We start from the raw sequence: 21,858 nt of genomic DNA on the forward strand, positions 1-21,858 counted from the left end.
GCGCGCTCGCCCCCGGCCGAGCGAACCGGGTGGAGCGGGGAGCGTCGGCACCGGTCGCTAGCGTCGGGCGCGTGGACGAACCCGGCCGGTGCGGATGGGCGACGAGCGCGCCCGAGTACATCGCCTACCACGACGAGGAGTGGGGGAGGCCGCTGCGCGGGGACGATGCGCTCTTCGAGCGGTTGTGCCTCGAGGCGTTCCAGTCGGGGCTGTCCTGGATCACCATCCTGCGGAAGCGACCGGCGTTCCGGGCCGCGTTCGCCGGCTTCGCGATCGACGCCGTGGCCGCCTTCACCGCCGAGGACGAGGCCCGGCTGATGGCCGATGCGTCGATCGTGCGGAACCGCGCGAAGATCGCCGCCGCCGTCTCGAACGCGCGGGCGGCGCAGCGGCTGCCCGAGGGGCTGTCGGAGCTGCTGTGGTCCTTCGCCCCGGCCGGCGACCGGCCCCGCCCCGCCACCCTCGCCGACGTGCCGGCCACCAGCCCCGAGTCGGGAGCCATGGCGAAGGAGCTCAAGCGCCGTGGCTTCGTCTTCGTCGGTCCGACCACCGCCTATGCCCTGATGCAGGCGACCGGGATGGTCGACGACCACGTGGCCGGCTGCTTCCGCGCGCGATCCTGACCCTGGTGGAAGGCCCGAAAGGAGGGTCCGGCGGGGTTCGTGTTGGACGACGGGAGCTCATACGGGATCATTGCCGTAGCTCACAGCATCGGACACCACGCGCCTGCCTCCGGCGGGCTCGTGGCTGGCGAAGGAGGCACGCATGGCGGCCATGAAGCCGCGCACGGGTGAAGGTCCCCTCGAGGTCACCAAGGAAGGGCGCGGCCTGGTCATGCGCGTACCGCTGGAAGGCGGCGGTCGCCTCGTGGTGGAGCTGTCGCCGGACGAGGCGGCGGCGCTGTCGGAGGCGCTCAAGGGCGCGACCAGCTGAACTCCTCCGCGACGCCGCCTCCCGGCAGCTCCGCGCAGGACGGCACGGCCCCGGCCGCCGGCTTCTCGCCGGTGACCGGGGCCGTGCCGTCTCCGGGGTCGCCGCCCGCCGTCCGTGCGGTGGGCCCCCCGCTGCGGGCCGGACGCCGTCCGGGAGATGCTGTGCCGGTGGGAGACGCTGTGCCGGTGGGAGATGCTGTGCCGGTGGTGAGCGACTGATGGCGGACGAGGACCTCGGGGTCGTGTTCCCCGCCGGACCGGACGGCCGGCGCAGCACCGCCGCCCTCGGCCGCGCCGTCGTGGCCGACGCGCTGCGCCCGGTCGACGCCACCGGGGCGCTGGCCGCCGAGCAGGAGACCAACTGGCGGGCCGGCTACCTGCCGCACTTCCGCCGGCTGGTGGAGGCGGGCCTGCCGTCGGCGGGGGCGGCGCGCTCGATCGCCGCCGCCGGCCTCGACTCGCTGCACCGGCGCATGCGGGTGGCCGGCCCGGACGGCGAGTCCGGCCTGGAGACGCTGAGCACCGCCCCGGCCGGCCGGGCCCTGCACACGGCAGAGGTGACCGGCGGCGGGCAGCCCGAGGGCGAGCTCTCGCTGCCCTTCCGCGGTGAGCGGCTGCGTGGCGACGCGTTGCTGCGCCGGCTCGACCGGTGGGTGGAGCGCGGGGTCGTCGAGCCCTCGGCGGCCGAGGCGGTCCGCACGGTCGCCGCGAACCCCGGCTGGCTTGCGCTGCCGGGCCGCACCGTGGTCGTGCTCGGCGCCGGCGCGGAGATGGGGCCGCTGACCGCGCTGCTCCGGTGGGGCGCGCAGGTGGCCGCGGTGGACCTGCCGCGGGCTCCCCTGTGGGAGCGGGTGCTCGACACCGCGCGCGGTGGTGCCGGCACGCTGCTGGTCCCGGTCACCGAACCGGGAACCGGCGCCGACCCGCGCCGGGCCGGCGCCGACCTGATCGCCGAGGTGCCCGCGGTGGCCGACTGGATCGCCGGCCTGCCCGGGCGGCCGGTGCTCGGCAACTACGTGTACGCCGACGGCGCCACCAACGTCCGGGTGTCCACGGCGGTCGACGCGCTGACGGTGCGGCTGACCGGGGCGCGGCCCGACCTCGCCCTGGCCTTCCTCGCCACGCCCACCGACGTCTTCGCCGTCCCTGCCGACGCGGTGGCCCAGTCGGTGCGGGCCTACGCCGACCGCAGCCGCCGGGCCAAGCTGCTCGGCCGTCCGCTGCGCACGGTGTCCGGCGGCCGCCTGCTGCGGCGGGCCTACGTGCCCGGCGCGGACCCGGGGATCGCCGACAGCCTGGTCGCCCAGCAGGGCCCCAACTACGCGCTGGCCAAGCGGCTGCAGCGGTGGCGGGCCACCGTCGCGTCGGCGGCCGGGAGCACGGTCTCCATGAACGTCGCGCCGCCCACGCGCACCCGGTCGGTGGTGAAGAACCGCGCCCTGGCCGCGGCCTACGCCGGTGCGCACCGGTTCGGCGTCGAGATCTTCGAGCCGGCGACGGCCAACGTGCTGATGGCCGCGCTGCTGGTGCACGACCTGCACACCGGCGGCGGGCCGGTGCACGCGCACCCGTGGCAGGACGAGGCCTACGAGGCGGCGCACGGCGGCCTCTGGCGGACCGCCTACGCCCCGCGTAGCGCCCTGGGGCTGGCCGCGCTCCTCGGGTACGGGGCCGCGCGGGCCTGAGCGCGGATCAGGCCGGACCGACCAGCCCTGCCACGATCTCGGCCGACAAGCCGACCAGCGGCAGCCCGCCGCCGGGGTGCGCCGAGCCGCCCACCAGGAACAGCCCGGGAACCGGCGAGGCGTTGGCCGGGCGCAGGAACGCCGCCCGGGAGCCGTTGCTGGAGGTCCCGTAGATGGAGCCGCCCACGCTGCCGGTGGCCCGGGCGAGGTCGGCCGGCGTCCGGACCTCCCGCCAGCGCAGCCGGTCCCGGACGTCGAGCCCCCGCCGGGCCATGACCTCGAGCACGCGGTCGGCGTAGCCCGCGGCCAGGCCGGGCGCGTCCCAGTCGACGCCGCCGGCCGGGTCGTGCCGGGGGGCGTTGACCAGCACGAACCAGGACTCGCTGTCGCCGTCGGGCACCAGGGCGGGGTCGTCGGGCGCGCTGATGTACACCGTCGGGTCGGCCACCGGGCGCGGCGCGCCGGCGTGCCGCCCGGTGCCGAAGACGGCGTCGAACTCCGCGTCGTAGTCGTCGGGGAAGAGCACCGTGTGGTGGGCCAGCCCCGGCGTGCGCCCGCGCAGGGCCAGCAGGAGCACGAAGCCGGACAGCGAGGGGGTCGCCCGGCGCAGGTCCCGCCGCACTCCGCGCGTGGCCGGGCCGGCGGACAGGAGGTCGGTGTGCAGGGCGGTGGCGTCCACGCCGGAGACGACGACGTCCGCGCGCAGCCGCTCGCCACCCGCGAGCTCGACCCCCGCCGCGCGGCCGCCCTCCACCAGCACCCGCCGCACGGTTGTGCCGGTGCGGACCACCGCGCCGTGCCCGACCGCCCGGTCGAGCACGGCCAGGCCGAGCCGGTGCAGCCCGCCGCGCACGTACCAGGAGCCGAACGCCTGCTCGGCGTACGGCACGGTCGCCAGGACGGCGGGCGCCCGGCGCGGGTCGGACCCGGAGTAGGTCGCGTAGCGGTCCAGCAGCGTGCGCAGGTGCGGGTGCCGCAGGTAGCGCCGGCCGAGCCCGCGCAGCGACTGCCAGGGCGCGACGGCCGCGACGTCCCCCGGGCGCCGGGCCAGCCGCGCCAGCGTTCCCGCCCCGGCCAGGGGGGTGCGCAGGAACGGGCGTTCGCTGATCGCCCACATCCGCTCGGCGCGGTCGAGGAGGGCGCTCCACTGGCGGCCCGCGCCGTCGCCGAGCGCGGCGTCCAGGGCGGCGGGCACGTCGTCCCGGCGTCCGGGGAAGGTCAGCGCGGTGCCGTCGGCGAAGCGGTAGCCGACGGCGGGGTCCAGTCGCACCAGGTCGACGGCGTCCTCCAGCCGGCCGCCGGTGGCGGCGAACAGGTCGCGGTAGACCTGCGGGAGGGTGACCAGGCTCGGGCCGGTGTCGAAGGAGTGCCCGTCGCGGCTGTACCAGCCGAGCTTCCCGCCCACCTGGTCGGCCTGCTCGACGACGGTCACCGCGTGGCCCCGCGCGGCCAGCCGCGCGGCGACCGCCAGACCGCCCAGGCCCGCGCCCACGACCACCACGCGCGCCACGGACCCACCGTAGCCAGCCCGCGCCGACCTCCCGGCCGGTGGGCCGCCGGGCACCGGTCAGCGGGCCGCGGGCACCGCGAGCGCCAGGACGGCGAGGTCGTCGGGCTCGTGGCGGGAACCGGCCAGCTGGCTCTCGACGGCGGCCGACACCGCGGCGACGACGGCCTCCGCGTCGGCGACCGGGGCCCCGGCGACCACCCGCAGCAGCGCGTCCTCCCCGAACTGCCGGCCGGCGTCGTCGCGGGCCTCGGTGACCCCGTCGGTGTAGAGCACGAGGGTGGACCCGGGTGCCAGGTCGAGGACCGTCTCGGTCACCTCCAGGTCGCCGTCGATGCCGAGCGGCCGGCCGGCCGTCCCGATCGCCCGGGCGTCGCCGTCGGGGCCGGTGACCAGCGGCAGCGGGTGGCCGGCCACGCCGAGGCGCAGCCGGGCGCCCCGTGCGGCCGGCTCGAGGACCAGGCAGCAGGCGGTGACGAAGCGCAGCGGTCCGGTGCCCTGCTCGTGCAGCAGGGCGGCGTTGACGGCGCGGAGGATCTCCGCCGGGCTGTCCGTGGCCGCCGCGCGGGCGGTGTGCCGGGTGACCGCGGTGACGGCGGCGGCCTCCGCCCCGGTGCCGCAGACGTCGGCGATCAGCACCATCCACCGGCCACCCGGGAGCGGCATCACGTCGTAGGTGTCGCCGCCGACCAGCGCGGCCTCGCCTCCGGCGCGGTAGTGGGCCGCCAGCTCGACGCCCGGGATCGTCGGGAGGTGCGACGGGAGCAGGCTGCGCTGGAGGGTCTCGGCGAGCTCGCGGACCACCGACTCGGCGCGCAGCCGCGCGAGGAACTGGCCGATCTGCCGGCCGGCGTGCCCGAGCACCTCGAGCAGCTCCGGGGGCACCGGTCGCTGGGTGGTGGAGAACAGCTCGCAGACGGCGAGCAGCGAGTCGCCGCTGAGCACGGGGAACGCCACCCCTGTGCTGAGCCCGTCGGCCCGGACCACCTCGCGGCGGACCAGCCGGGGATCGGCCGCGAGCTCCTCGGCCACGACCGGTGCGCGGTGCAGCCACGCGCGCCCCGGCAGGCCCTCACCGCGGTGGAACACCCGGGTGGGAGCATCGGTGGCCAGGGCCGGGACGTCGGCGTCGGGAGCGGCCCAGGTGGCCGCGTGGAGCAGCCGTCCGTGCTCGGTGTCGGCCTGCCACAGCAGGGCGGCGTCCCAGTCCAGCGCGGTGCACAGCGTGGGCAGCAGCTGGGCGAAGGCGACGTCGGCGTCGCGGGCCTCGGTGAGGGCCGCGGTGACCCGCAGCGTGGCCGCCAGGTAGCGGCTGACCTGGAGCTGGCGCTCCAGCAGGATCGTGGTGCTCGCGTCACGGAGCACGCCGACGATCGAGGACTCCGCGGCCGAGGCGCCGGGGAACGGCTCCACGCGGGCGAGGGTGACGTCGATCGAGATCTCGTGCCCGTCGACGTGCAGCGCGGGCAGCTGGGTGGTGTTGCCGACGAGTTCGCCCTGCCCGGTGGTGAGGAAGCGGGTGATGTGGCCGCCGTGCCCCGTGCGGAACCGGGACGGCATGATCTCGGTCAGGTCGCGGCCGAGCAGGTCGGCCGGGGAGTACCCCAGCAGCCGGGACACGGCCGGGTTCACGTACGTCACGCGGCCGCCGGCGTCGGCCACGACGACCGTGTCCGGCAGGGCCGCCAGCAGCGTCGCCGCAGGCACCCCTGAGGTGGCCTCGGGCACTTCTCCCCCTCGAGCACGGTGGTGCGGACGGCCGTCGACGGCTCGTTCCAGGTCTCACGTTCTCACACGGGGGGTGAGTGCGCGCGCACGGAAAGTCGACATGTGGTCAAGTCGACATGGCGGTGCGATCCGAGCTCAGAAGGCATACCTCATCCGCAGCCACGGCGCGCGCCGGGCGACCAGGTCGCGCACCCGGGCCACCGCCGCGCGCTTGACGTCGGCCCGGTAGCGGACGTTGTCCTGGCCGTTCTGGCTGCGCTTGGGCTCCTGCAGGTCGGGGCGCCAGAGCAACCGCTCCGCCGTCGGGTGCCAGCCGAGGTTCACCTCGTGCAGCGCCTCGTTGTGGGTGAGCAGGATGACCTCGGCCGCAGCCTGGGACTTCGCGGCCGGCCCGAGCTCGTCGTCCAGCCGGTCGAGCAGCCGCCCCCAGTCCTGCTCCCAGCCCTCGCGCAGCACGACGGGGGAGAGGTTCAGGTGGACCTCGTAGCCGGCGGCCACGAAGTCGTCGACCGCCGCGATCCGGTCGGCGATCCGGCTGGTGCGGACGTCGAGGACCCGCGCGTCGTCGTCGGGCATGAGCGAGAACCGGATGCGGGTGCGCCCGGCCGGGTCCAGCTCCAGCAGCCCCCGGTTGACGTACTTGGTGGCGAAGGAGGCCTTCGCCGTCGGCAGGTCGCGGAACGTGGCCACCAGGTCGGCGACGTTGTCGCTGACCAGGGCGTCCACGGAGCAGTCGCTGTTCTCGCCGATGTCGTACACCCAGCTGTCGCGGTCGCACTGGTCCGGTTCGGTCTTCGGGCCCTGGCGCGCTACGTGCCGGCGCAGGTGACCGGTGATCTGCTCGATGTTGGTGAAGACGGTGATCGGGTTGGCGAACCCCTTGCGCCGGGGCACGTAGCAGTAGACGCAGGCCATCGCGCAGCCGTTGGCGAGGCCGGGGGCGATGAAGTTCGCCGACCGGCCGTTGGGGCGGGTGGCGAGCCCCTTGCGGACGCCGAGCACCAGCGTCTCGGTCTTCACCCGCACCCAGCGGTCGACGAGCCCCTCGTTGCCGTGCAGCTCCGGGATCTGCCAGTGCGACGGGACCTCGACGACCTCCGCACCGGGGAAGCGGCCGAGCACCTGCCGGCCGCGCGGGATGGTCAGCGCCGCGGGCTCGGCGTAGATCCGGCGCACCTGCAGCAGCGCGTTGGTCGGCATCGGCGTCGCCGGCGGGTCGACGTCGAAGAGGGTCAGCGGCTCGGCGGCGGCCATGCCTGGTGCAGCGCCGGGGAGGCGGCCGCCATTCCGGTGCGAGACTGCCCCGGTGAGCGCGCCCGGCCCCCGCCGCATCGACCTCAACGCCGACCTCGGTGAGGGGTTCGGCGTCTGGCGGCTCGGGGACGACGAGGCGCTCCTCGAGGTCGTCACCAGCGCCAACGTCGCCTGCGGGTTCCACGCCGGTGACCCCGTCACGATGCGCCGGGTGTGCCGCGGCGCCGTCGCCGCCGGGGTGTCCATCGGCGCGCAGGTCTCCTACCGCGACCTGGCCGGCTTCGGCCGGCGGTTCGTCGACGTCGCGCCCGAGGAGCTGGCGGCCGACGTGCTCTACCAGCTGGCCGCGCTCGACGGCATCGCCCGGACGGCCGGGGGACGGGTCTCCTACGTCAAGCCGCACGGCGCCCTCTACAACGCCGTCGTGCACCACGAGGCGCAGGCCGCGGCGGTGGTGACGGCCGTCGCCGGCTACGACCCCGGGCTGGCCGTGCTGGGGCTGCCCGGCTCGCGGTTGCTGCAGGCGGCGGCGGAGGCCGGGCTGCCGACGGTCGGCGAGGCGTTCGCCGATCGGGGCTACACCCCGGAGGGCACGCTGGTGCCGCGCGGCCTGCCGGGCGCGGTGCTGCACGAGCCGGCCGCCGTCGCCGGGCGCGCGGTCCGGATGGTCCGCGACGGAACGGCGGTCGCCGTCGACGGCAGCGTCGTGCGGGTGGACGTCGGCTCGGTCTGCGTGCACGGAGACACCCCGGGCGCGGTGCACCTGGCGCGGTCGGTCCGCGCCGCGCTGGAGGCAGCCGGCCTGGTGCTGGCGCCGTTCGCCGGCTGAGCGGTCGCGGGCCGGGCGGTCACGGGCCGGGCGGCCGGTCGGCGCGCAGCTCCTCCAGCGGCCGCCGCCCGGCGAGCAGGTCGGCGGCCACCTCGTCGACCGAGCGCCCGGCCGCGTAGGCGTCGACCCGGAGCAGGGCCAGCGCCTCGGCGGACCCGATGTCGAGGGCCACGCCGATCTTGCCGACCGCCTCCCACACCGCGGCCCGTTGCCGCGGTGCCGGCCCGTGCAGCCAGTCCGGCCCCTCGGCCGGCGACCAGGTCGACCACATCGCCGCCTCCGCGAGCGCGGAGCTGATCAGCTCACCCACGGCGACGGCGTCGAACACGTCGAGCTCGGCCACCGCATCCCCGCGGGTCACGTACAGGTCGAGGGCGCCGCCGCCGGACGGCGGCGACCGCAGCGGCAGCGCGACCACCCCGCGGTAGGGCGTCCCGCCGAGGAACAGGGTGGCGAACATCGGCCAGCGCCGCCGGAGGTCCTCCTCGGCCGCGAACACCGGTTGCCCGGTCCGCTGGGAGGCCACGCAGGGGCCCTCGCCGGCCGTGAACTGCATCTGCTCGGCCGTCGACGCCGCGGCGCTGCTGGCGCCCAGCGGAACCCGCCGGCCGCTCGCGTCGCTCATGCTGAGGCCGGCGCCGTCCACGGCGAGCACCCGGGCGCACGCCCGGCTCAGCCGCACCGGCAGCAGCTCGGGAGCGGCCAGCGCGGGTGCGGAGACCGCGGCGAGCGCAGCGGAGAACCGCTCGGCGATGGGCATGCCCGATTGTGTGCCCGGACGTGGCAGTCCTCATCCCGGGCCGGCGCGTCCCTCCTCCGGCCCGCGTGCGGTTCAGCCGGGCGAGCGGTCCGGTCGGTAGGTGTAGGCGGCCTCGCGGACCGCCTCGTCGGTCTCCAGCCCCGCGCCCAGCGCACCGCCCACGGTCGCCAGCGAGCTGGTCAGCCAGGCCAGCTCCAGGTAGTCCGCCAGCGACGCCGGGTGCCCGAGCCCCTCGGCGAAGAGCGGTTCGACCACGAGCAGCAGGCCACCCAGCAGGGCCAGCACGAAGAGCGCGAGGTACAGCGACAGCACCCCGATGGCCACGGTCGCGGCCGTGGCGATGTTGAACAGCACCACCTGCTTGCGCACCCGCGGCTGCCGGGGCCGCTCCCACATGTCGGCCCCGACGATGAGCGTGACCGCGATCGCGACCACCGATCCGATGCCGACCAGCAGCAGGCGCAGCCACCCGAAGGCGTCGGCCAGCCGCCAGATGTCGGCGGTCACCAGGGCGAAGACGCCGGCGGCGATCGCCGCGGTGAGGGCCCGCGAGAGCCGGACGGCCAGCCGCCACGGCCGGTTGGCCCGCACCATCCCGCCGAGCAGCCGCAGGTTGCCCGAGAGCACCCGCGCGGTGAACCGGACCCCGTCGGCGGAGTCGGCCGGATCGGTGGCCAGCTGCCGCAGGCGGGCGCCGAGCGCGGCCCGGTCGCCGGGGTCGTCGGGGTCGTCGTCGCCGTCGCTCACCAGCGCCTGCACCAGGCCGACCGCGGTCTCCAGCGCGCGCCGGCGGCGGCCCACGGCGCCGAGGGCGGGCAGGGAGAGGACGCCGACGCCGTGCAGGGGGCTGGCGTGGCCGGTGACCGGGCGACGGGCCACCTCCAGTGGGACGTCGGTGAAGCAGAGCGCCAGGTCCCAGTCGGCCTGCAGCAACCGCTCGCGGGTGGCGCCGACCAGCTCGGCGTCGTCGGCCGGTGGCTGCACCAGGCCGTCCTCGACCACCGGCACCTGCCAGCCGACCTCCGGGTGCCGGGCGGTCAGCTCGGCGGCGAGCTCGGTCGCCAGGCCCGCGGCCAGCTCGGCCGGTGCGCCGGGAGCCGCCACCAGCCCCACCACGACCACGGGCACGGGCTGCTCCGGCGCAGCGCCGGCGCCGGCCGGGGCGGTCGCACGGGGTCCGGCGTCCGCGGGCGGCGTCGAGGTCACGACGGTCCAGCATTCCAGCCGCCCCGCGCCGCCGGGCACCGGGCCGCCGCACGGCTCTTCTGTACCCGATCATGGGCCGGTGGACGAGGGGAGCGCAGGGGTGCGCGCGGTGCCGTACGGCGACCGCGCGGTGCTGCTCGAGGTGGCGGGCGCCGAGGCGCTCGCGGGGCTGCGGGCCGCGCTGCTGGCCACCCCGCTCGCCGGTCAGGTGGATCTCGTCCCGGCGGCGCGCACGCTGCTCGTGGTCCTCGACCGGCCGCCCACCGACCTCGACCTGGCCGCGCTGCGCCGGCTGGTGCCCGCCGCTCCGGCGGCCGGCGGTGCTGCCGCGGCGGTGGAGCTGGCGGTGGTCTTCGACGGCCCCGATCTCGACGAGGTGGCCGAGCGCACCGGCCGCTCCGCCGACGCCGTCGTCGCCGGGCTCACCGGCGCCCGGCTCACCGTCGCCTTCGGCGGCTTCGCCCCCGGCTTCGGCTACCTGACCGGGCTGCCGCCGGAGCTGCACGTGCCGCGCCGCGCGACCCCGCGCACCCGGGTGCCGGCCGGCGCGGTCGGGCTCGCCGGCCCCTACGCCGGGGTCTACCCGCGGGCCTCGCCGGGCGGCTGGCAGCTGGTCGGCCGGACCGCCGCGGTGCTCTTCGACGTCGACCGCGACCCACCGGCGCTGCTCTCGCCCGGCACGGCGGTCCGGCTGCGGGCGGTGGGCTGAGTGCTCACCGTCCTGACGCCCGGGCCGTTCTGCACCGTGCAGGACGCCGGCCGCACCGGCTGGGCGTCGATCGGGGTGCCCCGCTCCGGCGCGGCCGACCGGGCCGCGGCCGGGCTGGCGAACCGGCTGGTGGACAACCGGCCTGCCGCGGCGGTCCTGGAGGCGACCGCCGGGGGGCTGCGGGTCCGCGCCGGGCGGACGGTGCTGGTGGCCGTGGCCGGTGTCCCGGCCCCGGTCACGGTCGACGGCCGGCCGGCGCCCTTCGCCGCCCCGACGACCCTGCCCGCGGGTTCGGTGCTGGGGCTCGGGACGCCGCCGGCCGGGCTGCGCAGCTACCTCGCCGTGCGCGGCGGCATCGACGTCCCGCCGGTACTGGGGTCGCGCAGCACCGACACGCTGTCCGGCCTGGGGCCGGCGCCGCTGGCCGCCGGGGCGCGGCTGCCGATCGGCACGGAGGCCGGTGCGGAGCCGTTCGTCGACGTCGCGCCGGTCGGCGTCCCGTCCGACCGGCCGGTGCTGCGGGTCCTTTCCGGGCCGCGGCGGAACTGGCTGGCCGAGGACGCCTGGGCGGCCCTGCTCCGGGCGGAGTGGCAGGTGCGCCCGGACAGCGACCGGATCGGGCTGCGGCTGGCCGGCCCCCGGCTGGACCGGGCGAGGGAGGGCGAGCTGCCCAGCGAGGGACTGGTTCCCGGCGCCGTCCAGGTGCCGCCGGACGGGGCCCCGGTGCTCTTCCTCGCCGACCACCCGGTCACCGGCGGCTACCCGGTCCTCGCCGTGGTGGTCAGCGCCGACCTCCCGGCCGCCGCCCAGCTGCGGCCGGGAGACGTCGTGCGGTTCCGCGCCGCCTGATCCCGGTCGTCCCGAGTGGGCCCCGGAGGGGTCCGCGCAGGGACGACGAATCGGCTCCGCATGACTGGGGACGGCCGTTGGCCGCGGTGCGATCCGGAGGACCGCAGTGCCATGGCCCCGGAGGGGTCCGCGCAGGGACGACGAATCGGCTCCGCATGACTGGGGACGGCCGTTGGCCGCGGTGCGATCCGGAGGATCGCCGTGTCATCGCCTCAGTCCCTCACGGGGAGGACCGCCGGACCGGAGGGGCCGGCCACCACCTCCGCGCGCGCTCCGTAGTGCCGGCTCAGCGCCTCCGCGGTCAGCACCTCGGCGGGCGGGCCCTCGGCGGCGACCCGGCCGCCGGAGAGCAGCGCCAGCCGGTCGGCGTACTGGCCGGCGAGCGTGAGGTCGTGCAGCGTGCTGATCACCGTGAGGCCGTCCTGGCGGCGCAGCACGTCGACGAGGTCGAGCACCTGCTGGGCGTGGCCGAGGTCGAGCGCCGCGGTCGGCTCGTCGAGGAGCAGCACCCGCGGCTGCTGGGCCAGCGCCCGGGCGAGCACCGCGCGCTGCTGCTCGCCGCCGGAGAGGGTGCTCAGCGGCCGCCCGGCCATGGAGCCCAGCCCGAGCCGGTCGAGCACGTCGGCCACCACCCGGCGGTCCGCCTCGCGCGGCGCGGCCAGCAGGGGCCGGTGCGGCGTCCGCCCGAGGGTGACGTAGTCGCGGGCGGTCACGCCCTCGGGGAGGACCGGCGTCTGCGGGGCGTAGGCCATGGCCCGCGCCCGGTCGCGGCGGTGCATGCCGGTGGTGGGGACGCCGTCCAGGCGCACCTGGCCCTCGTGCGGGTGGAAGCCCAGGACCGACCGCAGCAGCGTCGACTTGCCGGAGCCGTTGGGGCCGATGACGGCCAGCCAGCCGCCCGGCTCCACGGTGAGCCGCACCGCGTCCAGCACCTGGGTGCGGCCGTACCCGGCGGTCAGCCCGAGCACCTCCACCCGGGCGCCGCCCCCGGTGCCGCCCGGCCGCGGTGCGCTCCGGCGGCTCATCGGCGCCGCGCCCCGGCCCAGAGCAGGCCGGCGAAGAACGGCGCCCCGATGAAGGCGGTGACCACGCCGATCGGCAGCTCCGCGGGCGCCAGGAGCACCCGCGCGACGAGGTCGCTGAGCACGAGGAAGGCGCCGCCGACCAGCAGCGACATCGGCAGCACCCGGACGTGCGAGCCGCCGACGAGGCGCCGCACGATGTGCGGCACGACCAGCCCGACGAAGCCGATCAGGCCGCTCACCGCCACCGCGGCGGCGGTGGCCAGCGAGGCGGCCAGGATGACCAGCAGCCGCAGCCGGCCGGGGTGCACGCCCAGGGAGCTGGCCTCGTCGTCCCCGACCGCCAGGACGTCGAGGGCCCGGCCGCACAGCAGCAGCACCAGGGCGGCCGTCCCCAGGTAGGGCAGCACGAGGGTGACGTCGGACCACTGGGAGCTGCCCAGCTGGCCCAGCAGCCAGCTGTAGATCTCGCGCAGGTCCTCGGTGTTCTGCTGCTGGACCAGCGTCTGGGCCGCGGCCAGGAAGGCGGCGACCGCGATGCCCGCGAGCAGCAGCGTCGGGCTGTGCGAACCGCCGGCCACCGAGCCCAGGGCCAGGGCGCAGCCGACCCCGACCAGCGCGCCGGCGAAGGCGGCCAGCGGCACGACCCCGACCGGGCCCACCGACTGCACGGGGGAGTAGGCGATGACCAGCGTGGCGCCCAGCCCCGCGCCGGCCGCCGCGCCGAGCAGGTAGGGGTCGGCCAGCGGGTTGCGGAACACGCCCTGGTACCCGGCGCCGGCGATCGCCAGCCCGGCACCCACCAGCGCCGCCATCAGGACGCGGGGCAGGCGCAGCTCCAGCAGCACCGCCGCCTGCGCGCCCTCCAGGGCGCCGGGGACGCTGCCGCCGAACGGCCGCACCAGCAGGTCGAGCAGGGTGACGACGACGGCGCCCGGGGGGAGCGGGAGCGCGCCCACCCCGACCCCGGCCAGCATCGCGAGCACGAGCACCAGGCCCGCCCCCGCGAAGGCCGCGACGGAGCCGCGCCGGCCGCGGGACCGGGCCGTGCCCGCGCGCGCCCGGGGCGCCGTCGTCGTCACCGGAGGGCTGCTCTCAGCCCTGCAGCGTCTCGGCGACCGACTCCGCGAAGTCGGCGATCCGCGGACCCCAGCGGGAGGCGATGTCGTCGTTCGCCTCGAGGATCCGGCCCTCCTGCACGGCCGGCAGCGTGTCGAACGCGGGCCGCTCGGCGACGGTCGCCGCGGACTGCTCGCAGCAGACCGTGTCGGCGAGCACGATCAGCTCCGGCGCCTGCCCGGCGATGTACTCCGCCGACAGCTGCGGGTAGCCGCCGGCCGCGTCGGGGGCGGCGTCGGCGATGTTCTCCAGCCCGAACATGCTGTAGATGCTGCCGATGAAGGTGCCGCTCGTCGCCGAGTACAGCTCCGGGCCGAGCTCGTGGTAGACGCTCGTGCCCTCCACCTCGGCCGGCACGGAGGCGACGGCCGCGGCGATCCGGTCCTGCACCTCGGCGGCGACCTCACCGGCCTCCTCGGGATGGCCGGTCGCCTCGCCGAGGGTGTCCAGCTGCGCGTAGGTGTCGTCGAGGGTCTCGGCGGCCGGCAGCAGCAGGGTCGGGACCGACAGGGCCTCGAGCGCGTCGACGATGCCGTTCTGGTCGTTGCTCAGCACCACCAGGTCGGGGTCGTACCCGGCGATCGCCTCGGCGTTGGGGGTGAACGCCGACAGGTCGGTGGTCGGCGCCTCCTCCGGGAAGTTCGAGTTGTCGTCGACGGCCTCCACCTGGTCGCCGGCGCCGATGGCGAACAGCATCTCGGTGGCCGTGGGCGACAGGGAGACGATGGCCTCCGGGCGCTCGTCGAGGGTGACCTCGCCGTTGGCCCCGGTCACCGTCACCGGGAAGGCGCCGGCCTCGGGGGAGGGCGACGGGGCCGCGGCGCCGTCGTCGGACGCGTCCGACCCGCCGCAGCCGGTGAGCGCCAGCAGCAGCGCGGTCAGGAGGGCCAGGAGGGCGGCGGGGGAGAGCCGCCGCGGGGCGCGCGACGTCGACCGCGCCGCACGGGGGGAAGAGCCGGACAAGGAAGGCCTCCAGAGGAGGCGGGAAGGGTCGCCTCCGAGCTGACCCGACGCCCGATGCGCGACCCCTGCCGCGAGGGTCGGTTGCATGACGCAGGGCAGGCGATCTGGCTCGGGTCACCCGGTTCGCGGACCAGGGGGCCACCACAGTTGCGGGACAGCGCCGGCATCGCACCGGACTTCGCTGCTGCTGCGCCGCCGGCAGACACCGGCGGGCAGAAAGGTACCAGCGGCCTCAGGAGCGGGCGGCCAGCACGGCCTCGTAGACCTCGACGGTCTGCCGGGCGATCGCGGCCCAGCCGAACTCGGCGACCACCCGTTCCCGACCGGCGGCACCCATGGCGGCGGCGCGCCCCGGATCGGCCAGCAGCTCACCGGTGCGCGCCGCCAGCCCGGCCGCGAAGCCCGCCGGGTCGGCCTCGTCGTAGGGCACCAGCAGCCCGGTCCGGCCGTCGTCGACGACCTCCGGGATGCCGCCGACGGCGCTGGCCACCACGGCGGTGCCGCAGGCGGCCGCCTCGAGATTGACGATGCCGAGCGGCTCGTACACCGACGGGACGACGAACACGGTCGCGCCGGTGATCAGCGGGACCAGCTTCTCCCGGGGCAGCATCTCCTCGATCCACACCACGCCGCTGCGCCGCTGCTGCAGCTCGGCCACCGCATCGGCGACCTGCTGGCGCTCGGCGGGGGTGTCGGCCGCGCCCGCGCAGAGCACCAGGCCGGCGTCGGCGGGCAGCTGCTCGGCCGCGCGCAGCAGGTGCCCCACGCCCTTCTGCCGGGTGATCCGCCCGACGAACAGCGCGTACGGCCGGTCGGGGTCCACCCCGAGGGAGCGGACGACGTCGGGGTCGTGCACCGGGCGGTAGGCCTGCGCGTCGACGCCGTTGCCCACGACGTGCACGCGGGCGGGGTCGAGCTCGGGATAGGCGTCGAGGACGTCGGCGCGCATGCCGCGGCTCACCGCGATCACCGCGTCGGCGGCGAGGTACGCCGTCCGTTCCGCCCAGGAGGAGAGCCGGTAGCCGCCACCCAGCTGCTCGGCCTTCCACGGCCGGCGCGGCTCCAGCGAGTGCGCGGTCACCACGTGCGGGATGCCGTGCACCAGCCCGGCCAGCAGCCCGGCGGTGTTGGCGTACCAGGTGTGGCTGTGCACGAGGTCGGCGCCGGCGAGCGCCGAGGCGATCTCGACGTCCACGCCGAGGGCCTGCAGCGCGCCGTTGGCCCCGGTGAGGCCGGCGGGGACGGGGTGCGCGGTGGCGTCGTCCCGCTCGCCCCCGAAGCAGTGGACGTCGATCTCCGGCCCGTCGGGCAGCGCGCGCAGGGCCGCGACGAGGTGCTCGACGTGCACCCCCGCGCCGCCGTAGACGTCCGGCGGCCACTCGCGCGTGACGATCCCGATGTGCACGCCGTCACCCTAGGGGGGCGGATGCGGCGCACGCAGAGCGCCACCGTTCCCAGCAGCGGATACGGTGCCTGCATGCGCGGCGGTCCTCGGGTGCTCGGCATCGTCCTGGCGGGCGGTGAGGGGAAGCGGCTGTCGCCGCTGACCCGGGACCGCGCGAAGCCGGCAGTCCCCTTCGGGGGCAACTACCGGCTCATCGACTTCGTGCTCTCGAACCTGGTCAACGGCGACGTCCGGCAGATCGCCGTCCTCACCCAGTACAAGAGCCACAGCCTCGACCGGCACATCACCCAGACCTGGCGGATGTCCCAGCTGCTCGGCAACTACATCACCCCGGTCCCGGCCCAGCAGCGGCTCGGCCCGCGCTGGTACACCGGCAGCGCCGACGCGATCTTCCAGAGCCTCAACCTCATCTACGACGAGCGGCCCGAGATCGTGGTGGTCTTCGGCGCCGACCACGTCTACCGCATGGACCCGGCGCAGATGATCGACCAGCACCTGCAGACCGGCGCCGGCGTGACCATCGCCGGGCTGCGGGTGCCGCGCCGGGAGGCGACGGAGTTCGGCGTGATCGACTCCGACGCCGAGGGGAAGGTGCTCGGCTTCCTGGAGAAGCCCGCGGACCCGCCCGGCCTGCCGGACTCGCCCGAGGAGAGCTTCGCCTCCATGGGCAACTACGTGTTCACCACCGACGCCCTGCTCGAGGCGCTGCGCACCGACGCCGAGGACGAGGACTCCGTCCACGACATGGGCGGCTCGATCATGCCGATGCTCGCCGACGCCGGTGAGGCCTTCGTCTACGACTTCTCCACCAACGTGGTCCCCGGCGCGACCGAGCGCGACCACGGCTACTGGCGGGACGTCGGGACGATCGACGCCTACTACGACGCGCACATGGACCTGGTGTCGGTGACCCCGGTGTTCAACCTCTACAACGACCGCTGGCCGATCCTCACCCTGCCGCCGCAGCAGCCGCCGGCGAAGTTCGTGCTCGGCGGCCGCGCGGAGGAGTCGATGGTCAGCGCCGGGGCCATCATCGGCGGCGGCGCGGTGCACGGGTCGGTCATCTCACCCGGGGTGCGGGTGGAGCGCGGTGCCCGCATCGAGCAGAGCGTCATCATGGACGGGGCGTACGTCGGCGAGGGCGCGCAGGTGCGCCGGGCGATCCTGGACAAGAACGTCGTCGTCCCCGCCGGCGCGCGGATCGGGTTCGACCACGACCTGGACCGGGAGCGCTACCACGTGAGCGCCGGGGGGATCACCGTCGTCGGCAAGGGCACCCGCGCCTTCCAGTGAGCTGTCCCCGGGCACAGAGCTCTCCCTACGGTTTCCGCAGGTCAGACGTAGGCACAGCTTCCTATGCCTCGGGGATCAGGCGCGCTTCGTCGCGACCAGCAGGCCGCTGCCCATCGGGAGCACGGCCGACAGCAGGGTCTCCTCGTCCCGGATCGTGCGGGCGATCTCCCGCCACGCCACCGTCTGGGGGTCCCGCGCCGTCCGGTCGGCGACGCGGCCGCCCTCGAGCAGCCCGTGGCAGGTGAGCGTGCCGCCCACCCGGACCAGCGCCAGCAGCGCCGCGAGGTGTTCGGCGTACTCCCGCGGCGGGCCGGCGCAGCAGACCATGTCGTACCCGCCCGGGGAGAGCCGGGGGAGCACCTCGCCCGGCGTCCCGAAGATCAGCCGGGCCCGGCTGGCGGGCACCCGTGCCTCGGCGAGCGCCGCGCGGGCGGCGCGCAGCTGCTCCGGGTCGCCGTCCAGGGCGGTGAGCACGCCGTCGGGCCGCATGCCGCGCAGCAGCCACAGGGCAGCCAGCCCGCCACCGCTGCCGATGGACACGACCGAGCGGGCGCCCGTCGTGGCGGCCAGCACGGCGAGGGTGGCGCCCACGGGTGGCTCGACCGGCCTCGACCCGGCGAGGGCGGACGCCCGCTGCCGGGCCGCGCCCATCTCCGGTGACTCCGCGGCGAACCGGTCGGCGTAGGCGGCGCCCTGCTCGGTGCCGCCCCCGGGCGGCGGCTGCTCGGCGCTCATCACCGGCCGAGGGTAGTGGCCGGGCCGCCGGAGGCCGCGCGGGCGGCGAACCTGTGGGTCTCCTGGGAGACGCGGTGCCCGGGAACACGGGTGTGCCGGTCGTCCGTTGATCGTGGTGTGCGCCTGAAGCGAGCCGTGCCCGCCCCCTCCGCCGACGCCGGGGCAGTCGTGCCCGCGCCCGTCTGCGATCCTGGTGACGTGTCCGAGGCCACTCCCGTGCAGCCCGCCAGCGCAGCGGCGGGCGCCGACGGCTGGGTGGCGCCCTCCTGGGAGCAGGTCGTGCGCGACCACTCCGCCCGGGTGTACCGGCTGGCCTATCGGCTGTCGGGCAACCCGCAGGACGCCGAGGACCTGACGCAGGAGACCTTCGTCCGGGTCTTCCGCTCGCTCGCCGACTACTCGCCGGGCACGTTCGAGGGCTGGCTGCACCGGATCACCACGAACCTGTTCCTCGACATGGTCCGCAGGCGGCAGCGGATCCGGTTCGACGCGCTGCCCGAGGACACCGAGCGCCTGCCCGGCCGCGCGCCGAGCCCCGAGCAGGTCTACGCCGACACCCACCTCGACCCGCAGGTGCAGGCCGCGCTGGACGCGCTGTCCCCGGAGTTCCGGGTGGCGGTGGTCCTCTGCGACATCGAGGGACTCACCTACGAGGAGATCGCGGCGACCCTCGGCATCAAGCTGGGCACCGTGCGCAGCCGCATCCACCGCGGCCGGGTGCAGCTGCGCGAGGCGCTGGCCCACCTGGCACCGCGCCGGCCGACCGCACAGGGGGAGGTGCCGGCGTGATCCCGGAGAGCCACCTGGCGCAGGAGGCGATCGCCGCGCTGGTCGACGGCGAGCTGCCGGCCGGCCCCGCCGGCCGGGCGGCCCGGCACCTCGCCGGCTGCGCGTCCTGCCGCATGGCGGTGGAGGCGCAGCGGGAGGCGAAGGACGCCCTCCACGGCTCCGCGGACGTCTGCATGCCCGGCGACCTGATGTCGCGGCTCTGCGCCATCCCGTTCACCGCCCCGGTCCCCGGCTCCGGCGACGGCAGCGGATCGATCAGCGCGGGCGCCGGCGAGCTCACCATCACCGGCGCCTCCGGCTCGTGGTCGGTCGACCTGACCGAGGGGGCGCACCGCCGCGGGGGCTCCGGGAGCCGCTGGTTCCGCCGCGGGGTGGCCGGCACGCTGGCCGGGCTCGGCGCCGGCGTCACCGCGCTGGCGCTCACCCTGCCCCCCGGCACGGACGACAGGACGACGGCGGGCACCGCGCGGCCCCAGCAGCACACCGAGGTGGTCCCGCCGGTGGTCCGGACGATCACCGTCGACACCTCACCCGACGCCGGCTCCCCGGGCGGTACCCCCTGAGCGAGCCCCGCGACGACGACCGCACCGGTACCGGGGACGCCGCCTTCGCGCGCCCCGCGGGCCGGTCCGGTGGGTTCGACGACACGACCGCCGAGCGGCTCGCCCCCCGGCCGGCCGCGGCGCCGGAGGCCACCCCGGCCCAGGCGGGCGCGTTCGGTCGCCCCGACCGCGTCGACGGTGGCTTCGCCGACGGGCGGCCCGCGCTGCCGCCGCGCCCGGTGCCGCCCCCGCCCCCCGAGGCGCTGCTGCGGGCCTTCGGTCCGCCGGCTCCCGGTCGTGGTGGCCTGCAGCCCCCGCCGGGTGGCCGGCCCGGCGCCCGGCGGACGGCCAGCGGGCCGTGGTGGAAGGCCGATGCGACCAGCGACCCGTGGCGCGATCCGTCGTCCCCGGCCGGGCTGGGCGCTCCCGCGGTGTACGACGAGGAGGACGCGCCCGGTCCGCTCGTGATCGACCCGCAGGGCCGGCGCAAGGTGCGGCTGCGCGACGTCTCGGTGCGGCTGGCCACCCTCGTGGTCATCGGCGTGCTCGCGGTCGGCGCCGTCGGCGGGGGCGTCGGCTGGTACCTCACCCGCACCGCCGACGAGACCCCGCTGTTCACCCCGGAAGCGACGCTCTCGCAGGTCGAGCCGGGCGTCACCCGCGAACCGGGGTCGGTCTCCGACATCGCCGACGCCGTGCTCCCCACAGTGGTCTCGATCGAGGTCCGCGTGGGCCAGGGCGGGGCCACCGGGTCCGGCGTCGTGATCGACGGCGAGAACGGCTACATCGTCACCAACAACCACGTGGTCTCCGGCGCCGACGGCGTCGAGGGCGCCGAGATCCGGGCCGTGTTCTCCGACGGCAGCGGCTCGGCGGCCCGCATCGTCGGCCGCGACCCGGCCAGCGACCTCGCCGTCATCAAGGTGGAGAAGCCCGGTCTGGTCACCGCCACCCTCGGCCGCTCCGACGGCATCGTCGTCGGCGACCCGGTGGTCGCCGTCGGCTCGCCCCTGGGGCTGGCCGGCACCGTCACCAGCGGCATCGTCAGCGCGTTGGAGCGGCCGGTCCGGCTGTCCGGCGCCGGCACCGACACCAACGCGGTCATCAGCGCGGTGCAGACCGACGCGCCGATCAACCCGGGCAACTCCGGCGGCGCGCTGGTCGACGCCAGCGGCGCGCTCGTCGGCATCAACACCGCGATCGCCTCCACCGGGGCGGGGGGCTCGATCGGCCTGGGCTTCGCCATCCCGATCGACACCGTCAAGCGGATCTCCGAGCAGCTGATCTCCACGGGGTCGGCCGTGCACGCCACCCTCGGGGTGAACGCCCGGTCGGTCACCGACGGCACCCGCGACGGCGCGCTCGTGGTGAACGTGGAGCCGGGCGGCGCGGCCGCGCAGGCCGGCATCCGCGAGGAGGACATCATCATCGCCGTCGACGACACCCCGGTCGGCAGCTCCGAGGAGCTCGCCGTGGCCGTCGACGCCCGGCAGCCGGGTGAGGACGTCGTGCTCGAGGTCGTCCGCGGTGGCAGCTCCCGGACGGTGCAGGCGACGCTCGGCGCGGCCTAGTTCGCCTGGCGTTCACCCGGCCCACCTACGCTGGGTCCCGGCTCCGTGGCGCGGGGCCGTGACCGGGGACAGGAGCGGTGGTGTTCGACTCGATCGGCTGGGGCGAGATCGCCGTCCTGATGCTCGCCGCGCTGTTCATCTTCGGCCCGGAACGGCTGCCCGACCTGGCCAAGGACGCCGCGAGCGGGCTGAAGAAGGTGCGGTCGGCGATCACCGGCGTCCGCGCGCAGGTCAACGACTCCCTCGGTGACGACTTCGCCGAGTTCCGTGACCTCGACCTGCGCAAGTACCACCCGCGCACGTTCATCCGCGAGCAGCTGCTCGCCGACGACGAGCACGACGCGCCGGCCGCTCCGCCCAGCGGTGCCACGTCGTCGCGGGTCGTCGCCGCGCAGCTGCGCGACCGCGACGTCCCGCCGCCGTTCGACGTCGACGCGACCTGATCTGACGGTCAGCTGCGGTCGACGCGACCGGACCCGGTGACCGGCTCCGGCGGCGGCAACACCACCCGGCACGCGGCCGCACCTCCCGGCAAGCGGTGGCGGTTGGCGGCGACGAGGCGGTAGACCGGCGGCGCCACCCACCGGACCGGCGGCAGCGAGAGCAGCACCCCGACGAGCCGCAGCACCCGCCATACCCCGGCGGCCGCGCGCAGCGCCCGGGCCACCGCAGGCGCGCCGCCGGTCACCGCGCCGTCGGCGCCGACCCAGAGGACCTCCCGCTGAGCCCGTTCGGGAGTCACCCCCACGGCCGCGAGGTCGAAGGACTGCCATGGGGTCACGGCGCAGTCGGCCGGCAGGATCCGCCGGGCCGCGTCGGCACAACGGGCGCAGAACGCGCAGTCGCCGTCGAAGACCAGCGTGGGTACGGGCACGAACACCTCCGCGGTGGGGACAGCCGTCAGGGAGTCTGTCGACGGGGCCTGCCGGGGTCCACCACCGCGCCGCGAGGTGTCGGTCG

Annotated in this window: 22 protein-coding genes; 11 read left to right on the forward strand and 11 right to left on the reverse strand. The window is 76.5% G+C overall.

All coding sequences use genetic code 11. The annotated features are described in order from the left end of the window. Positions 1–71: 71 nt before the first annotated feature. From BD833_RS13300 to BD833_RS13310, 3 genes are all read left to right on the forward strand, one after another. On the forward strand, positions 72–623 hold the full coding sequence (locus tag BD833_RS13300) for a DNA-3-methyladenine glycosylase I (protein ID WP_166533627.1): 552 nt from the start codon (positions 72–74) through the stop codon (positions 621–623). Between the two features lie 142 nt (positions 624–765). Further along, positions 766–933 carry a DUF3117 domain-containing protein gene (locus tag BD833_RS13305; protein WP_012947303.1) on the forward strand — a complete coding sequence of 56 codons (168 nt, stop codon included), beginning with the start codon at positions 766–768 and terminating at the stop codon, positions 931–933. 217 nt (positions 934–1,150) lie between these two features. After that, the gene (locus BD833_RS13310; protein ID WP_166533628.1) at positions 1,151–2,617 is read left to right on the forward strand and encodes a hypothetical protein; all 1,467 of its coding nucleotides are present in this window, start codon (positions 1,151–1,153) and stop codon (positions 2,615–2,617) included. 7 nt (positions 2,618–2,624) lie between these two features. Here BD833_RS13310 and BD833_RS13315 read toward each other — a convergent pair whose 3' ends face one another. The 3 genes from BD833_RS13315 to BD833_RS13325 all read right to left on the reverse strand — a co-directional run bounded on the left by BD833_RS13315 (position 2,625) and on the right by BD833_RS13325 (position 7,106). Beyond that, entirely contained in the window at positions 2,625–4,127 is a 1,503-nt protein-coding gene (locus BD833_RS13315; protein ID WP_166533629.1) for a phytoene desaturase family protein, read from the reverse strand. Between the two features lie 57 nt (positions 4,128–4,184). Further along, the gene (locus BD833_RS13320; protein ID WP_166533630.1) at positions 4,185–5,852 is read right to left on the reverse strand and encodes a SpoIIE family protein phosphatase; all 1,668 of its coding nucleotides are present in this window, start codon (positions 5,850–5,852) and stop codon (positions 4,185–4,187) included. 135 nt (positions 5,853–5,987) lie between these two features. Further along, on the reverse strand, positions 5,988–7,106 hold the full coding sequence (locus BD833_RS13325; RefSeq protein WP_166533631.1) for a spore photoproduct lyase family protein: 1,119 nt from the start codon (positions 7,104–7,106) through the stop codon (positions 5,988–5,990). Positions 7,107–7,158: 52 nt separating this feature from the next. On the opposite strand from BD833_RS13325, the gene BD833_RS13330 reads away from it, so the two are divergent. Further along, on the forward strand, positions 7,159–7,935 hold the full coding sequence (locus tag BD833_RS13330; protein ID WP_243737644.1) for a LamB/YcsF family protein: 777 nt from the start codon (positions 7,159–7,161) through the stop codon (positions 7,933–7,935). A gap of 19 nt (positions 7,936–7,954) precedes the next feature. Here BD833_RS13330 and BD833_RS13335 read toward each other — a convergent pair whose 3' ends face one another. Further along, complete coding sequence (locus tag BD833_RS13335; RefSeq protein WP_243737645.1) at positions 7,955–8,695, reverse strand: GAF domain-containing protein; 741 nt, start codon at positions 8,693–8,695, stop codon at positions 7,955–7,957. Positions 8,696–8,767: 72 nt separating this feature from the next. Further along, positions 8,768–9,823 carry a hypothetical protein gene (locus BD833_RS13340; protein WP_166533633.1) on the reverse strand — a complete coding sequence of 352 codons (1,056 nt, stop codon included), beginning with the start codon at positions 9,821–9,823 and terminating at the stop codon, positions 8,768–8,770. A gap of 157 nt (positions 9,824–9,980) precedes the next feature. On the opposite strand from BD833_RS13340, the gene BD833_RS13345 reads away from it, so the two are divergent. Continuing rightward, positions 9,981–10,610, forward strand: coding sequence for a 5-oxoprolinase subunit B family protein (locus BD833_RS13345; RefSeq protein ID WP_243737646.1), 630 nt, complete (start codon positions 9,981–9,983; stop codon positions 10,608–10,610). After that, positions 10,611–11,459 carry a 5-oxoprolinase subunit C family protein gene (locus BD833_RS13350; protein ID WP_166533634.1) on the forward strand — a complete coding sequence of 283 codons (849 nt, stop codon included), beginning with the start codon at positions 10,611–10,613 and terminating at the stop codon, positions 11,457–11,459. A gap of 212 nt (positions 11,460–11,671) precedes the next feature. On the opposite strand, the gene BD833_RS13355 is transcribed toward BD833_RS13350, so the two are convergent. From BD833_RS13355 to glgA, 4 genes are all read right to left on the reverse strand, one after another. Next, positions 11,672–12,484 carry an ABC transporter ATP-binding protein gene (locus BD833_RS13355; RefSeq protein WP_166533635.1) on the reverse strand — a complete coding sequence of 271 codons (813 nt, stop codon included), beginning with the start codon at positions 12,482–12,484 and terminating at the stop codon, positions 11,672–11,674. Continuing rightward, positions 12,481–13,563, reverse strand: coding sequence for a FecCD family ABC transporter permease (locus tag BD833_RS13360; RefSeq protein ID WP_243737647.1), 1,083 nt, complete (start codon positions 13,561–13,563; stop codon positions 12,481–12,483). Before BD833_RS13360 ends, BD833_RS13355 begins: the two co-directional genes overlap by 4 nt. Before the next feature lie 13 nt (positions 13,564–13,576). Further along, the gene (locus BD833_RS13365; protein ID WP_243737648.1) at positions 13,577–14,563 is read right to left on the reverse strand and encodes an ABC transporter substrate-binding protein; all 987 of its coding nucleotides are present in this window, start codon (positions 14,561–14,563) and stop codon (positions 13,577–13,579) included. A 232-nt stretch (positions 14,564–14,795) separates the two neighbouring features. Continuing rightward, positions 14,796–15,968 (reverse strand): glycogen synthase, encoded by a 1,173-nt coding sequence (gene glgA, locus BD833_RS13370; protein ID WP_166533636.1) that lies wholly within the window; start codon positions 15,966–15,968, stop codon positions 14,796–14,798. A gap of 72 nt (positions 15,969–16,040) precedes the next feature. Between glgA and glgC the strand changes: the two genes are divergently transcribed. Continuing rightward, positions 16,041–17,261 (forward strand): glucose-1-phosphate adenylyltransferase, encoded by a 1,221-nt coding sequence (glgC, locus tag BD833_RS13375; RefSeq protein WP_166533637.1) that lies wholly within the window; start codon positions 16,041–16,043, stop codon positions 17,259–17,261. A gap of 75 nt (positions 17,262–17,336) precedes the next feature. Here glgC and BD833_RS13380 read toward each other — a convergent pair whose 3' ends face one another. After that, positions 17,337–17,996 (reverse strand): O-methyltransferase, encoded by a 660-nt coding sequence (locus BD833_RS13380; RefSeq protein WP_243737649.1) that lies wholly within the window; start codon positions 17,994–17,996, stop codon positions 17,337–17,339. A gap of 198 nt (positions 17,997–18,194) precedes the next feature. On the opposite strand from BD833_RS13380, the gene sigE reads away from it, so the two are divergent. The 4 genes from sigE to BD833_RS13400 all read left to right on the forward strand — a co-directional run bounded on the left by sigE (position 18,195) and on the right by BD833_RS13400 (position 21,341). Continuing rightward, complete coding sequence (gene sigE, locus BD833_RS13385; RefSeq protein WP_166533639.1) at positions 18,195–18,785, forward strand: RNA polymerase sigma factor SigE; 591 nt, start codon at positions 18,195–18,197, stop codon at positions 18,783–18,785. Continuing rightward, positions 18,782–19,348: an anti-sigma factor family protein gene (locus BD833_RS13390; RefSeq protein ID WP_166533640.1), complete on the forward strand. Its 567-nt coding sequence runs from the start codon at positions 18,782–18,784 to the stop codon at positions 19,346–19,348. The genes sigE and BD833_RS13390 overlap by 4 nt, the downstream gene beginning before the upstream one ends. Positions 19,349–19,566: 218 nt before the next feature. Then, entirely contained in the window at positions 19,567–20,898 is a 1,332-nt protein-coding gene (locus BD833_RS13395; RefSeq protein WP_243737650.1) for a S1C family serine protease, read from the forward strand. Positions 20,899–20,978: 80 nt separating this feature from the next. After that, entirely contained in the window at positions 20,979–21,341 is a 363-nt protein-coding gene (locus BD833_RS13400) for a twin-arginine translocase TatA/TatE family subunit (protein ID WP_166533641.1), read from the forward strand. An 8-nt stretch (positions 21,342–21,349) separates the two neighbouring features. Here the strand turns inward: BD833_RS13400 and BD833_RS13405 are convergent, their stop codons facing one another. Continuing rightward, entirely contained in the window at positions 21,350–21,772 is a 423-nt protein-coding gene (locus BD833_RS13405) for a thiol-disulfide oxidoreductase DCC family protein (RefSeq protein ID WP_166533642.1), read from the reverse strand. Positions 21,773–21,858: the final 86 nt, after the last annotated feature.

This window comes from Blastococcus xanthinilyticus, assembly GCF_008124835.1.
GTDB lineage: Bacteria > Actinomycetota > Actinomycetes > Mycobacteriales > Geodermatophilaceae > Blastococcus > Blastococcus xanthinilyticus.